This window comes from Komagataeibacter sp. SM21 (assembly GCF_041402665.1).
Lineage (GTDB): Bacteria > Pseudomonadota > Alphaproteobacteria > Acetobacterales > Acetobacteraceae > Komagataeibacter > Komagataeibacter saccharivorans.
The window spans coordinates 21,256-37,544 of sequence record NZ_JBGLOV010000008.1; the positions used below are offsets into that span (position 1 = coordinate 21,256).

The 16,289-nt window shown below is 64.0% G+C and carries 18 protein-coding genes and 1 other RNA gene; 12 read left to right on the forward strand and 7 right to left on the reverse strand.

Annotation, left to right across the window (positions count from 1 at the left end; genetic code table 11):
• The first annotated feature begins 12 nt into the window (after positions 1 to 12).
• Both ettA and ACBR42_RS09280 read left to right on the forward strand, forming a co-directional pair.
• Complete coding sequence (ettA, locus tag ACBR42_RS09275) at positions 13 to 1,692, forward strand: energy-dependent translational throttle protein EttA (RefSeq protein ID WP_102325150.1); 1,680 nt, start codon at positions 13 to 15, stop codon at positions 1,690 to 1,692.
• Positions 1,693 to 1,766: 74 nt separating this feature from the next.
• Positions 1,767 to 2,297 (forward strand): GNAT family N-acetyltransferase, encoded by a 531-nt coding sequence (locus ACBR42_RS09280; RefSeq protein ID WP_258373466.1) that lies wholly within the window; start codon positions 1,767 to 1,769, stop codon positions 2,295 to 2,297.
• A gap of 85 nt (positions 2,298 to 2,382) precedes the next feature.
• On the opposite strand, the gene ACBR42_RS09285 is transcribed toward ACBR42_RS09280, so the two are convergent.
• The 4 genes from ACBR42_RS09285 to ACBR42_RS09300 all read right to left on the reverse strand — a co-directional run bounded on the left by ACBR42_RS09285 (position 2,383) and on the right by ACBR42_RS09300 (position 5,280).
• Complete coding sequence (locus tag ACBR42_RS09285; protein WP_102325152.1) at positions 2,383 to 2,997, reverse strand: phospholipid-binding protein MlaC; 615 nt, start codon at positions 2,995 to 2,997, stop codon at positions 2,383 to 2,385.
• A gap of 18 nt (positions 2,998 to 3,015) precedes the next feature.
• Positions 3,016 to 3,753: a VacJ family lipoprotein gene (locus ACBR42_RS09290; protein WP_102325153.1), complete on the reverse strand. Its 738-nt coding sequence runs from the start codon at positions 3,751 to 3,753 to the stop codon at positions 3,016 to 3,018.
• Between the two features lie 417 nt (positions 3,754 to 4,170).
• A complete protein-coding gene (thyX, locus tag ACBR42_RS09295) occupies positions 4,171 to 5,121 on the reverse strand; it encodes an FAD-dependent thymidylate synthase (protein WP_371207821.1) in 951 nt (316 codons plus the stop codon).
• Between the two features lie 18 nt (positions 5,122 to 5,139).
• Positions 5,140 to 5,280 carry a hypothetical protein gene (locus tag ACBR42_RS09300; protein WP_371207822.1) on the reverse strand — a complete coding sequence of 47 codons (141 nt, stop codon included), beginning with the start codon at positions 5,278 to 5,280 and terminating at the stop codon, positions 5,140 to 5,142.
• Between ACBR42_RS09300 and ssrA the strand changes: the two genes are divergently transcribed.
• The 5 genes from ssrA (at position 5,270) to ACBR42_RS09325 (ending at position 9,519) form a co-directional block, all read left to right on the forward strand.
• Positions 5,270 to 5,593, forward strand: a transfer-messenger RNA (tmRNA) gene (ssrA, locus tag ACBR42_RS09305). The two genes, ACBR42_RS09300 and ssrA, sit on opposite strands and share 11 nt — an antisense overlap.
• Positions 5,594 to 5,798: 205 nt before the next feature.
• Entirely contained in the window at positions 5,799 to 6,383 is a 585-nt protein-coding gene (locus ACBR42_RS09310) for an SspB family protein (RefSeq protein WP_102325301.1), read from the forward strand.
• Positions 6,384 to 6,491: 108 nt separating this feature from the next.
• On the forward strand, positions 6,492 to 8,144 hold the full coding sequence (locus tag ACBR42_RS09315) for a fumarate hydratase (RefSeq protein WP_118962567.1): 1,653 nt from the start codon (positions 6,492 to 6,494) through the stop codon (positions 8,142 to 8,144).
• 65 nt (positions 8,145 to 8,209) lie between these two features.
• Positions 8,210 to 8,602 carry a VOC family protein gene (locus ACBR42_RS09320; RefSeq protein WP_102325156.1) on the forward strand — a complete coding sequence of 131 codons (393 nt, stop codon included), beginning with the start codon at positions 8,210 to 8,212 and terminating at the stop codon, positions 8,600 to 8,602.
• A gap of 5 nt (positions 8,603 to 8,607) precedes the next feature.
• On the forward strand, positions 8,608 to 9,519 hold the full coding sequence (locus ACBR42_RS09325; RefSeq protein WP_371207823.1) for an MIP/aquaporin family protein: 912 nt from the start codon (positions 8,608 to 8,610) through the stop codon (positions 9,517 to 9,519).
• Between the two features lie 9 nt (positions 9,520 to 9,528).
• On the opposite strand, the gene ACBR42_RS09330 is transcribed toward ACBR42_RS09325, so the two are convergent.
• Positions 9,529 to 10,023 (reverse strand): kinase inhibitor, encoded by a 495-nt coding sequence (locus tag ACBR42_RS09330; RefSeq protein WP_102325158.1) that lies wholly within the window; start codon positions 10,021 to 10,023, stop codon positions 9,529 to 9,531.
• 103 nt (positions 10,024 to 10,126) lie between these two features.
• A complete protein-coding gene (locus tag ACBR42_RS09335; RefSeq protein WP_102325302.1) occupies positions 10,127 to 10,354 on the reverse strand; it encodes a hypothetical protein in 228 nt (75 codons plus the stop codon).
• Positions 10,355 to 10,556: 202 nt separating this feature from the next.
• Between ACBR42_RS09335 and queA the strand changes: the two genes are divergently transcribed.
• From queA to ACBR42_RS09360, 5 genes are read left to right on the forward strand one after another with little or no spacing between them, the layout of a single operon-like run.
• Positions 10,557 to 11,615 carry a tRNA preQ1(34) S-adenosylmethionine ribosyltransferase-isomerase QueA gene (queA, locus tag ACBR42_RS09340; protein WP_102325159.1) on the forward strand — a complete coding sequence of 353 codons (1,059 nt, stop codon included), beginning with the start codon at positions 10,557 to 10,559 and terminating at the stop codon, positions 11,613 to 11,615.
• A complete protein-coding gene (gene tgt / locus ACBR42_RS09345) occupies positions 11,612 to 12,772 on the forward strand; it encodes a tRNA guanosine(34) transglycosylase Tgt (protein ID WP_371207824.1) in 1,161 nt (386 codons plus the stop codon). Before queA ends, tgt begins: the two co-directional genes overlap by 4 nt.
• The gene (gene queG / locus ACBR42_RS09350) at positions 12,772 to 13,857 is read left to right on the forward strand and encodes a tRNA epoxyqueuosine(34) reductase QueG (RefSeq protein WP_174234084.1); all 1,086 of its coding nucleotides are present in this window, start codon (positions 12,772 to 12,774) and stop codon (positions 13,855 to 13,857) included. Before tgt ends, queG begins: the two co-directional genes overlap by 1 nt.
• On the forward strand, positions 13,854 to 14,150 hold the full coding sequence (locus ACBR42_RS09355; RefSeq protein WP_102325303.1) for a ribbon-helix-helix domain-containing protein: 297 nt from the start codon (positions 13,854 to 13,856) through the stop codon (positions 14,148 to 14,150). Before queG ends, ACBR42_RS09355 begins: the two co-directional genes overlap by 4 nt.
• 26 nt (positions 14,151 to 14,176) lie before the next feature.
• On the forward strand, positions 14,177 to 14,992 hold the full coding sequence (locus tag ACBR42_RS09360) for a TerB family tellurite resistance protein (protein WP_110547516.1): 816 nt from the start codon (positions 14,177 to 14,179) through the stop codon (positions 14,990 to 14,992).
• Positions 14,993 to 15,095: 103 nt separating this feature from the next.
• On the opposite strand, the gene ACBR42_RS09365 is transcribed toward ACBR42_RS09360, so the two are convergent.
• The gene (locus ACBR42_RS09365) at positions 15,096 to 16,244 is read right to left on the reverse strand and encodes a P-loop NTPase (RefSeq protein WP_118962566.1); all 1,149 of its coding nucleotides are present in this window, start codon (positions 16,242 to 16,244) and stop codon (positions 15,096 to 15,098) included.
• Between the last annotated feature and the right edge of the window lie 45 nt (positions 16,245 to 16,289).

A 16,289-nucleotide genomic window follows, 5' to 3' on the forward strand; every position in this document is an offset into this window, starting at 1 on the left:
GAGCCGACCGTCATGGCCGCCACGCAATATGTCTATGTGATGAAGGACCTGACCAAGGCGTATCCGGGTGGGCGTGAAGTCTTCAAGGGTATCACCCTGTCCTTTCTGCCCGGCGTCAAGATTGGTGTTCTGGGCGTCAACGGCGCGGGTAAGTCCACGCTGCTCAAGATCATGGCGGGCGTGGAAAAGGAATTCGGTGGCGAGGCATGGGCCGCCGAAGGTGCCCGCGTGGGTTATCTGGAACAGGAACCCAAGCTGGACGAAAGCCTGACCGTTGGCGAGAACGTGGCGCTGGGCTTTGGCGAGCTGAAAAAGGCCGTGGACCGCTTCAACGAAATTTCGATGAAGTTCGCCGAACCCATGTCCGATGACGAGATGAACACCCTGCTGGCCGAACAGGCCGAACTGCAGGAAGTGATCGACGCGGGCGACGGCTGGGAACTGGACCGCAAGCTGGAAATCGCCCTTGAGGCCCTGCGCTGCCCGCCTGCCGACAGCCCGGTGGACAAGCTGTCCGGTGGTGAGCGCCGCCGTGTGGCCCTGTGCCGCCTGCTGCTGGAAAAGCCTGACCTGCTGCTGCTTGACGAACCGACCAACCACCTTGATGCTGAGAGCGTATCGTGGCTGGAAAAGACGCTGCGTGACTACGAGGGCACGGTGATGGTCATTACCCATGACCGTTACTTCCTCGATAACGTCACCAACTGGATTCTGGAACTCGAACGCGGCCGTGGCTATCCGTTCGAGGGCAACTACTCGTCGTGGCTGACGCAGAAGCGCAAGCGCCTTGCGCAGGAAGAGAAAGAGGAAAGCGCACGCCAGCGCGCCCTTGCCGCCGAGCAGGAGTGGATTGGCTCCTCCCCCAAGGCGCGTCAGGCCAAGAGCAAGTCCCGTATCGCGCGGTATGAGGAAATGCTGGCCCAGAACGCCGAGAAGGCCGGTGGCGTGGCCGATATCGTCATCCCGCCCGGTCCGCGTCTGGGTGGCACCGTGATCGAGGCGGAGGACCTGCGCAAGGGCTTCGGCAACCGCCTGCTGATCGATGACCTGAGCTTCAAGCTGCCGCCCGGTGGAATCGTGGGCGTGATCGGGCCGAACGGTGCGGGTAAATCCACGCTGTTCAAGATGATCATGGGGCAGGAAACGCCCGATAGCGGGTCGCTTACCATCGGCGAGACGGTCAAGCTGGGTTATGTTGACCAGTCGCGTTTCAGCCTGGATGACGACAAGACCGTGTGGGAGGAAATCTCCGGCGGGACGGACGTGATCTACCTTGGCAAGCGCGCCGTGCCGTCACGCGCCTATGTCGGGGCCTTCAACTTCAAGGGACCGGACCAGCAGAAAAAGGTTGGCGTCCTGTCGGGTGGTGAGCGTAACCGCGTACATCTGGCCAAGATGCTGCGGCAGGAAAGCAATGTCATCCTGCTCGATGAGCCGACAAACGACCTTGACGTTGACACCCTGCGCGCACTGGAAGACGCACTGGCCGAGTTCGCGGGCTGCGCGGTCATCATCAGCCATGACCGCTGGTTCCTTGACCGTCTGGCGACCCACATCCTCGCCTTCGAGGGCGACAGCCACGTCGAATGGTTCGAAGGCAACTTCCAGGCCTATGAGGAAGACAAGCGCCGCCGCCTGGGACCGGACGCGACCGAGCCGAGCCGGATCAAGTACCGTCCCATCGAACGCTGATTCCATTTGCCACCCGCCCTGTTATCTGCGTCAATAACGGCAGGTCGATAAACCCTGCCGGGATGGAGGCAGCCATGGGTGGCAGATACCGCATACAGACAGGCCGGATGCGGCTTGATCCGGTTTCCTGGGCTGATCTGGAAGATGTGGCGCGGCTCAAGGCCAGCGCCGGGGTATCCGGTCGACTGGCGACCGGGGTATCCAATCGTGTCCTGAGTGAACAGGACATGATGACCGATCTCATGACATGGGGGCGGGAAGGTGTTGGCATGTTCACCATCCGCCAGCAGGACCGTTTTATCGGTCTGGCGGGGGTCCAGCCTTCCGCCACGTCACCTGACTGTCACGAACTGCAGTTCGCCATTGTCCCGCAGGCCCGTGAACCCGGCCTGTCGCGCGAAGCTGCCAGTCTGGCGCTGGCCTTCGCCCATGAAGGGGGCGTCAGGCGGATCATTTCCTATGTAAGGGAAAGCGACATCATGGCCCGGCAGGTCTTTGGCGGGGCGGGCATGAGCGTATGCGATGCGCAGCCCGTGCCGGGGGGCGAAAACATCCTGCTCTATCAGAGCGTGCGTACCGGGACGGATGCCGCCCGCCTGCATTAAATGAACCTGCATTAAAAAGCCGGTAGGAATGCTACCGGCTTTCTGGCGTCCATCTGCCCGCGTTGATGACGGGCAGGCACAGGGATCAGTGGTGGTTGGCGATCTGCTTGTCGAGCGCATGCAGCAGCGCATCCACATTGCCGCTGTTGCGCGCGATGAAGGAGCTGTAGTCCTGCCGCTGCGTCAGGCGCAGGCTCGCGCCTTCGCCCACTACATCGACGACCTTGGGGCTGCCGCTTGCGGTGCTGATGATCCACTGCGTATCGGCACCCGGCTGGCCGGGACGGTTGATGACGGTGGACACCGCCGTATCGTCACCGGACGGGGCACTTGTGCCGACCACGAATGTCACGCCACGGTAGTCGCCGATCTTGTCGGTAATGGCGTTGACCAGCACTTCATGGAACAGCTTGATGTAGCGTGCCTGCTGTTCGGGGGTTGCGATGCGCCAGTAGCGGCCAAGGCAGTAACGCCCGATGGCGTCCACATCGACGTACTGGTTGAGAAGGGGCAGGATGTCCTGCTTCTTCTTTTCCAGTGGCATGTCGCTGTTGACGATGCCGACCAGCTTGTTACCGAACATGGAGACAAAGGAACGGGCCTGCGTGAGTGCATCAACCGCCCATGCTGAGGCAACAGGCGTGGCGGCACAGGTTGCCAGCAGAGCCAGTGCGTGGCGACGGGGGATGGCTGTCTGCATCGCTGTATCCCTTTTTGGTTATCTTGTGTGGTACCAGTCGGGCACGGTGGCCCGGTGGTCGTTCTTTATGGCTTCGGCCATGGCCTGCCGCTGCTGCTGGTAGGCGCTGCGGATGGTGGCATAGGGATCGAGCGAATCCTTCATGACCTGATCGAGCGCATCAACGTTGGTGGCCATGCCGTTGATGGTGCCCATGATGTTATAGGCCCAGTTGAAGGTGATCAGTCCATAGCCCCGGGGCACGTAGTTCCACGGCGACAGGCCGGTATCGATACCATAGCCGATCCCGTCACGGAACGAGGACGGACCCAGCACCGGCAGGAACAGGTAAGGCCCGGACGGCACGCCCCATGTCGCCAGCGTCAGGCCGGCGTCGTTGTCATGGTGCTTGTAACCGGCATAGTTCGCAACGTCGATCAGCCCGCCGATGCCCGCCGTCATGTTGATGCACCAGCGTACGAAGGCGTCGCCCGCGCGGCGCGGCTTGCCCGCGCCCACGTCGTTGAAGAACACGACGGGTTCGTTCATGGTCTGGTACAGACTGCCGAACGAATTGCGCAGCGGGCGCGGCACGGCCCAGATATAGGCCTTGGCGACCGGGCGCAGGGTATATTTGTTGGCCCACATCGTCACATCGAAGGCCTTGCGGTTCAGCTTTTCGTATTTGTCGTTGGCTTCCTTGTATTCAGCCAGCGCATCCGGATCGGTGGGCGGGGGGGCTGCACATCCGGCAAGCCCGAGCAGGCCGAGTGCCACCCCTGCGACGCGAATCGCCGAACGACGCAGGGACGGGAACGGGCGGGACGACCAAGAATTCGATCCTGTCTCTGCTCGCATGCTCGTTTCCGCTTCCCTCTGTCTTCGCTTCCCCGCCATGTGATGGCGGAATGGCCCAATGCGTTTGAAGAATCCTGAACCGGGCGCAACGCCCTTTCTTGCGTCACTCTCTAGCATGGGAATGCTGTTGTGCAATCCGCTTGCCATGGGATCACGGGCATATTGTGTCTGCATTGCAGCAGCAACATGGGGGCTAACCGGCGATGGCAACCGCCATATGCAGGCCATGCCGGTGGAATTGCCCCATGAAGTGTGACGTAGAATCCACAGCCCATGGCCATGACGGGCCGTGCTGGCTGTGGTGGTTCATCACGGTTTATTGACCGGAGCCGGGGGTCAGACCGTCAGCCGGGGCGCGATTTCGGGAAACATCTCAGCCAGTTCGCGGATCTCGCGCTTGGACAGCCCCTGCGCCGCCGGATCGACCGGCTCGCCGCTCATGGCCGCACGCAGCACGCGCAGCGCCGGACCGGACAGCAGCACCGCATCGCGCATGTAATCGGTGAAGGCTTCGAATGTCAGCGGCGCCCACTTTTCGACAAGGCCCAGAATGGCGTCCGCATAGGCGCGGATTTCGTACTGGGCGTGGCTGTCGGCGCGAAGGCGCAGGAAATGCAGCAGGTTCCACAGGTTAATCTGCCAGTAGAACTGCGTCATGATGTTGACCGGCAGGTTCATGCGGGCCAGTTCGCGGGCCACCGACGGGCGGGAGGGGTCGCGCGTCCGTCCGTTTTCGTCCTCGTTGAGCAGGTCCACATAATGGTCGTAGCAGCGCGAGGCGTCATCGCGCAGGATGTCGAGTACCTGCTGCGCCTGTTCGGGGGGCAGGCTGTCGGCACGTCCCTGCTTGTTGTTGGTGGACTGGGTGGCGATGTCTTCGGGCCGGGGGAAGTAGAATTCCTTTTCCAGCACGGAATAGCGCGCCGAGTATTCATTGATGCTGGCGGTGCGGTGGCGGAACCACTGGCGCGTGACAAAAATGGGTGCGCGCACATGCAGCTTAAGCACGGCCAGCTCGAACGGGCTGGTGTGGCGGTGGCGCATGAGATAGCGGATCAGCCCCCGGTCATCGGACGTGCTGCGCGTGCCCTTGCCATAGGATACGCGGGCACCCTGCACCACGCCGCTATCGCCACCCATGTAGTCCACCGCGCGGACGAAGCCGGTTTCCAGTACGGGGACGGGGGCATACAGCACGTCTTCCATCGCGGGTACGACAAGGCGGCGTGTCTGCGCCCACCCGGCGCGGGCTGCCTCGATTGCCGATTTCTGCTCACTGGAAAACATGTATCCTACCGTCCTGTGCTATATGGCCTGCATGGCGGCAACGGCGGCGCGACCGCGGATGGCGCGGATGTCTTTGCGCGCGCCGTCCGCCGCCCCGGCAACATGCCATATCTGGCTGCACCCGACCAGTGGCTTCGCCGCCCTGATGCCCCTTGCCATATGCCTTGGCGCTCCCTATGTTCACAGGTGCAGGAGGGGCTTGCTCCTTGGCTATGGCGATAAACGGCGCGTGGAATAAGTGTTGTGGACCCGGGGGCGGTACCCGGCGTCTCCACCATTTTCTCCTTATATGGGGAACAGGGGGACGAAGCAGGCTCGACACGCATGGTAAAGACCCGCCTTTTGCCCGGCATTGTACCACCGTTATCGGGCTAAATCACAAGTGCCAACGATAACTCTGAGGTGCTCGCTGTCGCTGCATAAGCGATAAGCGCGGTTCGGGAGGGCACCGGGCAACAGAAGCCCTCCCACCTCTGTCTTTTTCGTTTTTCTTTCGCATGGGTCAGGCTGCGGACGTGGTATCCGCTTCGTGAAGGAATGGGTCATGCCGGTGGGTTGCCATCACCGGAAGTTTGACGCACAGCTTGCTACTGTGGCACGGCGTGGTCCGAACCCGCATGTCTGCAAAAATCCGCTCCGGCGCGTGCGTCCGGGCGGATGTCACGGAGAAGTCCGAAATGTCCGATGATCACGACGAGGAAAACGGTTTTGACACCGCCATTCCCGACTGCCTCATGCCCTATGATTCCTGGATCGAGGATGCCTACCGCCAGGTCATGCTGCACGCGCTCGAGCATGCGGCGGCGCACGGGCTGTCAGGCGATCATCATTTCTACCTGACATTCCGGACCGACTGGCCGGGTGTGGAAATGCCCGACCACCTGCGCGCCCAGTATCCCCATGAAATCACCATCGTCATCCAGCACCAGTTCTGGGGCCTGAAGGTGGACCGGGCGCAGCAGACCATATCGGTCGGGCTTTCGTTCGGGGGGATTCCCTCCACGCTGGTCATTCCGGTGTCGGCGGTCTCGGCCTTTGCCGATCCGCATATCCGCCTTACGCTGCGCTTCACCGTGCCCGAGCACGCGCCGATGGCCACCATGCCCGAAAATGTGGTGCAGGTGCAGCCTGCAGGGGAAGCCCCGGCGGAGTCGCAGCCAGCCGCCGGGACGGATGAGGAAGAGGAAACGGACCGGAACGAAAGCTCGCAGGTCGTGAGTCTGGCCGCTTTCCGCAAGCGGGGGCCGGGGGGACCGGGCTGAGCCACACCATCCATCCGGGTGCGCCGGATGCACCGGACGCGCCCTGGATTACCTGAACGCCGCCACCTGGAAACAATCCGGGGGAGATAAGGCAGAGGAGACCGTCCGTTGAATGTATCCGCACCCGCGCGCAAACCATTTGTGTTTGGGCCGCTATTCCCGTTGCATGATGATGATACGCCGTGGAAGAAACTGGAGATCGAGGGGGTAACCACCTCGGTCCTTGGTGGGCGCACGGTCGTCCATGTCCGACCCGAAGCCCTGACCGCGCTGGCCGCACGTGCCTTCAACGACGTGGCGCATCTGCTGCGTCCCGGCCATCTGGCGCAGCTTGCCAGCATCCTCAAGGACCCCGAAGCGTCGGATAACGACCGTTTCGTGGCGCTGGACCTGCTCAAGAACGCCTGCATCGCCGCAGGCGGCGTGCTGCCGATGTGTCAGGATACCGGCACGGCCATCGTGTATGGCAAGAAGGGACAGCGTGTCTGGGTTGATGGGAATGAGGAGGAAGCCTTCTCACGCGGGGTGTACGACACCTATACCGGCACTTCCCTGCGCTATTCGCAGATGGCCCCGCTTTCGATGTTCGAGGAAGTGAATACCGGCACCAACCTGCCGGTGCAGTTCCACATCTCGGCCACCCCCGGCGATTACCATGCCGAACAGATGGACCTGATGTTCGTCGCCAAGGGGGGTGGTTCGGCCAACAAGACCTTCCTGTTTCAGGAAACCCGCGCCCTGCTGTCGGGTAAGGAAAACCTGCTGAAATGGCTGGATGGCAAGATCCGGACGCTGGGCACGTCGGCCTGCCCGCCCTATCATCTTGCCGTCGTGATCGGTGGCATGTCCGCCGAGCAGAACCTCGAGACGGTAAAGCTCGCCTCGACCCGCTGGCTTGACAGCCTGCCCACGCAGGGAAGCCCGCAGGGCCATGCCTTCCGCGATCTGGAAATGGAAGAGGAAATCCACAAGCTCACCCAGCGTCTGGGTATCGGCGCGCAGTTTGGCGGCAAGTATTTCTGCCACGATGTGCGCGTGGTGCGCCTGCCGCGTCATGGCGCGTCGCTGCCGGTGGGGATCGGGGTGTCCTGTTCGGCGGATCGTCAGGTAAAGGCGCGCATCAATGCCGATGGCATTTTCCTTGAACAGCTTGAGACCGATCCGGCACGTTTCCTGCCCGAAACCACGGATAACGACCTTGAGGGAGAGGCGGTGAAGATCGACCTCAACCTGCCCATGGACGAAATCCGTCGCAAGCTGTCGCAGTATCCGGTGCGCACGCGGCTTTCGCTCAGCGGCACGATGGTCGTGGCCCGTGACATCGCGCATGCCAAGTTCCGCGAACGGCTGGAAAAGGGGGAGGGGCTGCCCCAGTACCTCAAGGATCATCCCGTCTATTATGCCGGTCCCGCCAAGACGCCCGAAGGCATGCCCACCGGCGCGTTCGGTCCCACGACCGCCGGTCGCATGGACAGCTATGTCGCCATGTTGCAGAAAGCGGGCGGATCATATGTGATGCTGGCCAAGGGCAACCGCTCGCGCGCGGTGCGTGATGCGTGCAAGGAATATGGCGGATTCTATCTTGGTTCCGTTGGTGGTCCGGCCGCCCGCCTTGCGCAGGATTGCATCCGCAGGGTCGAGGTGCTGGAATACCCCGAACTGGGCATGGAAGCGGTGTGGAAGATCGAGGTCGAGGACTTCCCGGCCTTTATCGTGATTGATGACAAGGGTAATGATTTTTACGATGGCCTGACCGGCTGAACGTGACCCCTGCGGTCCGTCCGGCCTGCCTGTAGGGCCGGACATACCGGAGGTTCGTGAACGCCATGCGTTTTACCGTCGATCGTCTTGACCACCTTGTGGTGAGTGTCCGTGACCTTGAGGTCTCGGCCTCATGGTTCCAGCGTGTACTGGGCATGGAACGTGAGGAATATGGCCGCAACAACCGCACGGCCCTGAAATTCGGCGGCCAGAAAATCAACCTCCGTCCCCACGGGGCGGAGGGATGGGTCACGGCGGAAGACGCCCTGCCCGGCACCAATGACCTGTGCTTCATCACGGCCGTCAACAGTGCCGACGTGATCGAACATCTCGAAAAATGCGGTGTGCGCGTGACGGAGGGGCCGGTGGCCCGCCTTGGCGCGCTGGGGCCGGTTACATCGGTCTATTGCCATGATCCCGATGGCAACCTGATCGAGATCGCATCCTATCAGGGGTAGGGGCGATGGCGGCTGGTACCCCCTCCGCATCGCCCCCTTCCGCGCCGCAGGTCCGTCCTGTTGACCACCTGTTCTACCCGCACCCGCTGGATCGTCCGCTGGCGGGTGCGGCCCGGCCCGACCAGCCGTTTCACCTGCGCCTGTACGCGTGCGAATTCATGGGCACGGTCGTACTCATGCTGGTGGGGATCGTCACCAATGTGCTGATCGGGGCGGCGGCCAGTCCGCTCGCCCCAAAGTTCGCGGGCCATCCGGTCCTGCGGGTCGGGATGGAGGGCCTGTTCTTCGGCGCAGGGGGAACGCTTGCCGCGCTATCCCCCTTCGGTCGGGTCAGTGGCGGCCATGTCAGCCCTTCCGTCTCGTTTGCCTTCGCGCTGGCATCCCGGCTCGCATGGCGGGACATGGTGGGCTACATGCTGGCCCAATGCGCGGGCGCTGTGGCGGGTACGGCCCTGCTGGCGCTGGCCGGGCGGGTTTTCCCTGCCTGGGGGCACTGGGCGGTCATGGACCATTACGCAGGCACAGTCCCCAATCCCGCCGTGCCTGCAAGCTGGCCCTTCATGGGGGAAGCGGGGGCGACGATGCTGCTGATCGCGGGTGTCCTGCTGACCGGCAGCCACGCGCGGCTGCGCTGGCTTACGCCGCTTCTGTCCGGTCCGCTGTTTTTTATGCTCAATCCGTTCGAGGCATGGCTGTCAGGCGACAGCACCAATCTGGCGCGCAGTCTTGGTCCCGCCGTTTTCTCCGGTCAGTGGCATGCGTTCTGGATTTACTGCACGGCCCCGTTCTGCGGGGCGGCCCTTGCGGTCGTGCTGCTTGTGCATACGGGCCTGTTCGGCAGGGTGCGGGTGCTTGAGGCGCGCGTCGCCCATTTCGGGCATCATGGACGCGCGCCTTTCCTGCTGCCGCGTATCTAGGCGCAGGGTTTATCTGGGCTGCTTGCCATAAACCGCCGTAAGCGTGGCCGAGGCAAGACGGTGCTGGTTGATGACAAAGCCCACCATGGCACCCGACGCATCACTGGGCAGTTCGATCCGCTCGATATCCAGCGCATGGATGGTGAAGATGTAGTGATGGTCCGGTCCCGGCGGCGGTGCGGCGCCACCATAGACATTCCCGCCAAAATCGGTGCGCGTCATCTCGGCGGGTTCGGGCAGGCTGTTGTCACCCGATCCGGCACCTGCGGGCAGGGAGGATACGGTGGCCGGGATGTTGATGACGACCCAGTGCCACCAGCCCGATCCGGTCGGGGCATCGGGGTCATACATGGTGATGGCGAAGCTTTTGGTGCCCGTCGGCGCATCCTGCCACGCAAGCGGGGGGGAGATATTGCCGCCGGAATGGCCCATGCCGTCGAATACCTGCGCCTGGGGCAGGCGATCACCATCGTGAAAGCAGCGGCTGGTCAGTGTAAAGGTCATGTCGTTTTCCTGCTCTGCGCGCAGTGGGAAGGCATATCGCACATCCCGTTACCGGGTAGCGCCCGGACAGGGCGCTGTCATCCGGCAGGGATGTGGAAGGGACTTACCAGTTCTGGCTGATCAGCCAGAATTCCTCGGATGTCAGGGTAATGGCCTGATCGCCGTTCTTGCTTTCGGCTGCGGCGCGGGCCAGGGCCTCGATCCGCTGGATCATCAGCGTCTTGCGCTGGTGGGCTTCGGTGCGGTCCTGTTCCTCGACCGTTTCCAGCACATGCAGGGCGGTCTTGCAGGCCTTGGTGATGCGTACGGCATCCAGTGCTGCGTAGGACATGGTGATTTCTTCCTTATGCTGTCGCATCCGGCATGCGGAGGCGGGACGAAAAAATTCCCGCAGGGGAATCGCTGCGTTATTGTGGCGCTCGCCGCCGGTTCTGTCCAATATCCCGGCGCGGGCGGCAGATGGCCCGCGGCTTCATGGCGAAGGGCGTAGTTCGGGCTGGCAAGTATCGTGCGGATTCCGTAAAGGGGGCCGCATGACGGATCTGGTTTCTGATTTCGATTTCACGCTTCCCCCCGAACGGATCGCCGACCACCCGGCCCGCCCGCGTGACAGCGCGCGCCTGCTGGACGTGCCGGTGGAAGGCCCGATCATGGATCGCCACATGCGCGACCTGCCGGGCTGCCTGCGGCCGGGCGACATTCTGGTGGCCAATGATACGGCAGTGATCCCGGCCCAGCTATCGGCCATGCGCGGGGCCGCGAAAATCGGCATCACGCTTGACCGCATCCTGCCCGATGGAACGTGGCATGTGCTGGCGCGCAATGCGCGCCGCCTGCATCCGGGCGATACGCTGACCTTTGGCGAAAGTCCGGTCACGGCGCAGGTGGTCAGCCGTGGCGACGCGGGTGACGTCACCCTGCGCTTTTCGGCGGAGGGGGAAGCCTTCGATCAGTTCCTGCATGATGCGGGCCGTCTGGCGCTGCCCCCCTATATCGCCCGTCCCGAAGGCCCGACGGAAGAAGACCGTCGGGATTACGCCACCATCTTCGCACAGCATCGCGGCGCGGTCGCCGCCCCGACGGCGGGGCTGCACTTCACGCCTGGCCTGCTGGCGGCGCTGGATGCGGCGGGCGTGCTCCGCCAGACCCTGACGCTGCATGTGGGGGCAGGCACCTTCCTGCCCATGCGCAGCGAACAGATATCCGAACACCGCATGCATGCCGAACGCGGCACGATCAGCCCCCATGCAGCCGAACGCATCAACGCCGCGCGTGCGGCGGGCGGGCGTATCATCGCCGTGGGCACGACATCGCTCCGCCTGCTGGAAAGTGCGACGGATGAAAACGGCATCGTACATCCCTTCCATGGCGAGACCGCCATCTTCATCCGGCCCGGTTACCGCTTCCGTGCGGTGGACATGCTGCTGACCAATTTTCACCTGCCGCGTTCGACGCTGTTCATGCTGGTCTGCGCCTTTGGCGGCTATCGCCGCATGCACGCTGCATATGAACATGCCATCGCCAGCGGTTACCGTTTCTATTCCTATGGCGATGCCTGCCTGCTGCATCGCGCCGAGGGAGACCTGCCATGACCTCTTTCCGCTGGCGTCCGGAAGCGCGTGCGGGCCATGCCCGCGCGGGCTGGCTTGATACCGCCCATGGCAGCGTACCCACGCCGACCTTCATGCCCGTGGGCACGGTTGGCACCGTCAAGGCGATGACGATGGACAACGTGCGATCCACGGGTGCCGGGATCGTGCTGGGCAATACCTATCACCTCATGCTGCGGCCGGGGGCCGAGCGGGTGCGCGAACTGGGCGGCCTGCACCGGTTCATGGACTGGCCCGGACCGATCCTGACGGATTCGGGCGGGTTTCAGGTCATGTCGCTCGGGCCGCTGCGCAAGCTCGATGCCGATGGCGTCACCTTCCGTTCGCATATCGACGGCTCGAAACACCGCCTTTCCCCCGAACGCTCGACCGATATCCAGCATGCGCTTGATGCCACCATCAGCATGTGCTTTGACGAATGTCCCGCCCTTCCGGCGGAAGCGGACGTGATCGCGAAATCCATGCGCCTGTCCATGCGCTGGGCCGAACGGTGTCGTGATGCCTTTGTCCAGCGCCCCGGCTATGCGCAGTACGGCATCATTCAGGGTGGTACCGAACCGGAACTGCGCGCCGAAAGTGTCAGGGCCCTGACGGGTATCGGATTCGAGGGATATGCCATCGGTGGCCTCGCGGTGGGGGAAGGGCAGGAACTCATGTTCTCCACCCTTGATGTGACCGTGCCGCTGATCCCCGATGCCAGCCCCCGCTACCTCATGGGCGTGGGAACCCCCGATGACCTGCTGGGCGCGGTGGAACGCGGGGTGGACATGTTCGACTGCGTCATGCCGACCCGTGCGGGCCGCACGGCGCGCGCCTATACCGAACGCGGCACGCTCAACCTGCGCAATGCCCGGCATGCCACCGATTCGCGGCCCATTTCGCCGCATTGCGACTGTCTGGCCTGTTCGCGCCACAGCCGCGCCTATCTGCATCACCTGTTCCGGGCGAATGAAATCCTCGGCCCGATGCTGCTGACATGGCATAATCTTGCCTATTACCAGCGTCTCATGCGCGGGATGCGGGCGGCGATCGTCGATGGCGGCTTTACGGCCCACGCCACCCACCTGCGCGCGCAATGGGCGCTGGATGACTGGAGCGGCGATGAAATGCCCTTTCCCGACATACCACCGGTTGCCTGATGGCCGGGCCGTGCGCATCGGCCATGGCTGATCCGGTGCGCCTTGCCGCAGCCATTGCCGGGCATGCACGGGCACTGGGCTTCGATGCGGTCGGATTCGCCCCGGCGCAACTGGATGATGGCGTGCGCGCCCGTCTGGCCGCGTTCGTGGAAAACGGCTTCGCCGGCGGCATGGAGTGGATGGCGCAGCGCATGGAACAGCGCGGTGACCCGCGGGGCCTGTGGCCCGAGGTACGCAGCGTGATCGCGCTGGGGGTCAGCTACGCACCGGGGGAAGACGACCCGCTTGCCACTACCCGCCAGCCTGAAGCGGGCAATATTTCCGTTTATGCCCGCCATCGTGACTATCATGATGTGGTCAAGGGCATGCTCAAGCATCTGGCCCAGTTCGTGGTGAATGCCGGGCGGCGGCAGGGTGCCGGTGCGGCGGAGGTCAAGGTGTTTGTCGATACCGCCCCGGTGATGGAAAAACCGCTGGCGCAGAATGCCGGGCTGGGCTGGCAGGGCAAACATACCAGCCTCGTTTCCCGTCAGCATGGAAGCTGGCTGTTCCTGGGGGAGATCTACACGACGCTGGACCTGCCGCAATCCGTCCCTTCCGGCGGGGGATGCGGCACCTGCACGCGCTGTCTCGATGCCTGCCCGACCGGCGCGTTTCCACAGCCGGGGATAATGGATGCAAGGCGGTGCATTTCCTATCTCACGATTGAAAACCGCGATCCCATCCCCCATGAATTCCGGCCCGCCATGGGCAACCGCATCTATGGCTGTGACGACTGTCTGGCCGTCTGTCCGTGGAACCGCTTTGCACGGGCGACGAACCACATGAAGCTTGCCGCACGCGATGACCTGCGCGCACCTGCGCTGCGCGATCTGGCCATGCTGGATGATGCGGGATTCCGCGCGCGGTTTTCCGGCTCACCCGTCAAGCGCATCGGTCGCAACCGGTTCGTGCGCAATGTGGCCGTGGCCATCGGCAATAGCGGACGGCCCGAACTGCGGCCCGTGGTGGCCGCCCTGTGCGCCGATGCGGACCCGGTGGTGGCGGAAGCCGCGCAGTGGGCCACCGTGCGGCTGCCGTCATGAACGATCATGCCCTGCCGCTGCCCGCGCAGCGGGGTGCCCGCCCGTTGCACAAGCGCAGCCTGAACCTGTCGGGCCACCGGACCAGTGTCGCGCTGGAGCCCGAGTTCTGGTGCGCCCTGAACCTGATTGCGCAGAAGCGCGCCCTGACCCTTGCGGGACTGGTGGGACAGGTCGACGCGGCACGCCCGCCGGACCGCCCGCTTGCGTCGGCCCTGCGGGTGGAGGCATTGCGGGAATGGATGCCTGACCTGACGGAAATGGCTGATAACAACAGGGAAGATCAGTTGGGTTGAGCCCGCATCCGTGCTAGCGTCGGGGCATGGCGATATGGGGCAAGATTTTTGGTGGTGTTGCGGGGTTCGCGGTGGGCGGCCCCATGGGCGCTGTCGTCGGCACCGCGCTGGGCCATGCGGCGGATAACGGTTCCCTGCTGGAAACGCCGGTAGGGGGCTGGACCGACCGCTGGGGTCCGCGCATGAACGCGGACCCGCAGGGGGCTGCGACCTTCATTGCGGCCAAGATGGCCGGGGCGATGGGCAAGCGCGACCAGATGTATGGTCTGGTCATCATCATCCTTTCGGCCAAGATGGCGAAATGCGATGGCGCGGTGAACCGGGCCGAGATCGACGCCTTCAAGCGCCGTTTCCACCTTCCGCCCGAAAACATGAAGGAAGTGGGGCGCCTGTTCGACAGCGCGCGCCAGCGCACGGATGATTACCGGGCATTCGCTACCGAGCTGGGCCGTGCCTTCGCGGGGCGTACCGGCATGCTGGAGGAGGCGCTGGCCTCCCTGTTCGTGATCGCCCGCGCGGATGGCGAGATCAACGCGCAGGAGGAAGCGTTCCTGCGCGGTGTGCACAAGGCGTTTGGACTGAGCCCCGGCGCATGGGATCGCGCGCGTGACGGCGGTGCCCGCCCCGGTGTGAGCGAGGTCGACGCCTATGCCGTGCTGGGTGTCAGCCGGGATGTGAGTGATGAGGAAGTGCGCGTGGTCTGGCGGCGTCTGGTGCGTGAACACCACCCCGATGTCATGTCGGCGCGCGGCGCCACCCCGGCCCAGCAGGCACAGGGTGCGGCCCGCATCGCGCAGATCAATGCGGCCTGGGACCGGATCAAGCGCGACCGCAGGCTTTAGCGGCTGACCTGTCTCTGATTCCGTCACGTCGGGTCAGGAAGTCGGCATGGGTAACGGTGCGGAACCGGCACCTGTCGATCCCGCGCCGGTTCTTTTCCGTCCGTCAGGTGGCGGCCTTGTTCTTCTTGTCCAGCAGGCGGCGCAGGGCGCCGGCTACCGTGTGGGCCAGCGTGCGATAGGCCTGTCCCGCGGCACTTTCGGGTGCGGAGATCACGATTGGCGCGCCTTCATCCGCGCTGGCGCGGATATCGGCCAGAAGCGGGATTTCGCCCAGGAAGGGTACGCCCAGCTTTTCCGCTTCCGCCCGTGCGCCACCATGGCCGAACAGTTCGGTACGGTGGTTGCAGTTGGGGCAGCAGAAATAGGACATGTTCTCGACCACGCCCAGAACGGGCACGTTCATCTTCTCGAACATGGCGACGCCACGCCGTGCGTCCAGCAGCGCGATATCCTGCGGCGTGGAAACGATGACAGCCCCCGCCAGCGCGGTTTTCTGCGCCAGTGTCAGTTGCGCGTCCCCCGTGCCCGGCGGCATGTCCACCACCAGCACATCCAGCGCGCCCCATTCCACATCGCCCAGCAACTGCCCGATCGCGCCCATCACCATCGGCCCGCGCCAGATCATGGCATCATTCTCGTTCACCAGCATGCCGATCGACATGGCGGTAATGCCCCATTTATGCGGGGGCACCAGATGGCCATCGCGCACCTCTGGCCGGTCGCTCACGCCCATCATGCGGGGCAGGGACGGCCCATGAACATCCGCATCCAGCAGGCCAACCTTCAGTCCCTCCTGTCCCAGCCCCACCGCCAGATTGACGGCGGTGGTGGACTTGCCAACCCCTCCCTTGCCGGACGCCACGGCAATGACCACGCCCACACCGGCAGGGAGCGGGCCGGTGGCCGCCTTGCCGGGCCTGGCCCCAAGGTTGAGCGGGCGGTGACCGCTGGCGGCAGGGGGCGGCGTATCCTGCGCAGGCGCACCCTGTGGCGGGGCAGCACGATGCGCGGTTAGGATCACGCTTGCAGCGGTGCAGCCGGGTACCGCCGCAACAAGGGCGCGTTCCAGTTCCGGCAGGAGCGGCTGCAATGCCGCCGCGCGCGAGCGATCGGTCGCAATGGCGACATGGAGCACACCGTCACGGACCATGAATGCGTCCAGGCTGCCCAGCGTGGCGACGCTGGCCGATCTGTCAGCCGTATGGACCTGTTGCAGTACGGTCTCGATGGTGTTCCGGTCGGGACTGGTCATGCGTGTGCGCTCCCTGCTCTGTCGCCCCTGCGGTATAGAAGGGGC

Coding starts and splice junctions, on each gene's coding strand:
- ettA (WP_102325150.1), top strand. CDS start 13: ATGGCCGCCACGCAATATGTCTATGTGATGAAGGACCTGACCAAGGCG.
- ACBR42_RS09280 (WP_258373466.1), top strand. CDS start 1,767: ATGGGTGGCAGATACCGCATACAGACAGGCCGGATGCGGCTTGATCCG.
- ACBR42_RS09285 (WP_102325152.1), bottom strand. CDS start 2,997: ATGCAGACAGCCATCCCCCGTCGCCACGCACTGGCTCTGCTGGCAACC.
- thyX (WP_371207821.1), bottom strand. CDS start 5,121: ATGTTTTCCAGTGAGCAGAAATCGGCAATCGAGGCAGCCCGCGCCGGG.
- ACBR42_RS09300 (WP_371207822.1), bottom strand. CDS start 5,280: ATGGCAAGGGGCATCAGGGCGGCGAAGCCACTGGTCGGGTGCAGCCAG.
- ACBR42_RS09310 (WP_102325301.1), top strand. CDS start 5,799: ATGTCCGATGATCACGACGAGGAAAACGGTTTTGACACCGCCATTCCC.
- ACBR42_RS09320 (WP_102325156.1), top strand. CDS start 8,210: ATGCGTTTTACCGTCGATCGTCTTGACCACCTTGTGGTGAGTGTCCGT.
- ACBR42_RS09325 (WP_371207823.1), top strand. CDS start 8,608: ATGGCGGCTGGTACCCCCTCCGCATCGCCCCCTTCCGCGCCGCAGGTC.
- ACBR42_RS09330 (WP_102325158.1), bottom strand. CDS start 10,023: ATGACCTTTACACTGACCAGCCGCTGCTTTCACGATGGTGATCGCCTG.
- ACBR42_RS09335 (WP_102325302.1), bottom strand. CDS start 10,354: ATGTCCTACGCAGCACTGGATGCCGTACGCATCACCAAGGCCTGCAAG.
- queA (WP_102325159.1), top strand. CDS start 10,557: ATGACGGATCTGGTTTCTGATTTCGATTTCACGCTTCCCCCCGAACGG.
- tgt (WP_371207824.1), top strand. CDS start 11,612: ATGACCTCTTTCCGCTGGCGTCCGGAAGCGCGTGCGGGCCATGCCCGC.
- queG (WP_174234084.1), top strand. CDS start 12,772: ATGGCCGGGCCGTGCGCATCGGCCATGGCTGATCCGGTGCGCCTTGCC.
- ACBR42_RS09355 (WP_102325303.1), top strand. CDS start 13,854: ATGAACGATCATGCCCTGCCGCTGCCCGCGCAGCGGGGTGCCCGCCCG.
- ACBR42_RS09360 (WP_110547516.1), top strand. CDS start 14,177: ATGGCGATATGGGGCAAGATTTTTGGTGGTGTTGCGGGGTTCGCGGTG.
- ACBR42_RS09365 (WP_118962566.1), bottom strand. CDS start 16,244: ATGACCAGTCCCGACCGGAACACCATCGAGACCGTACTGCAACAGGTC.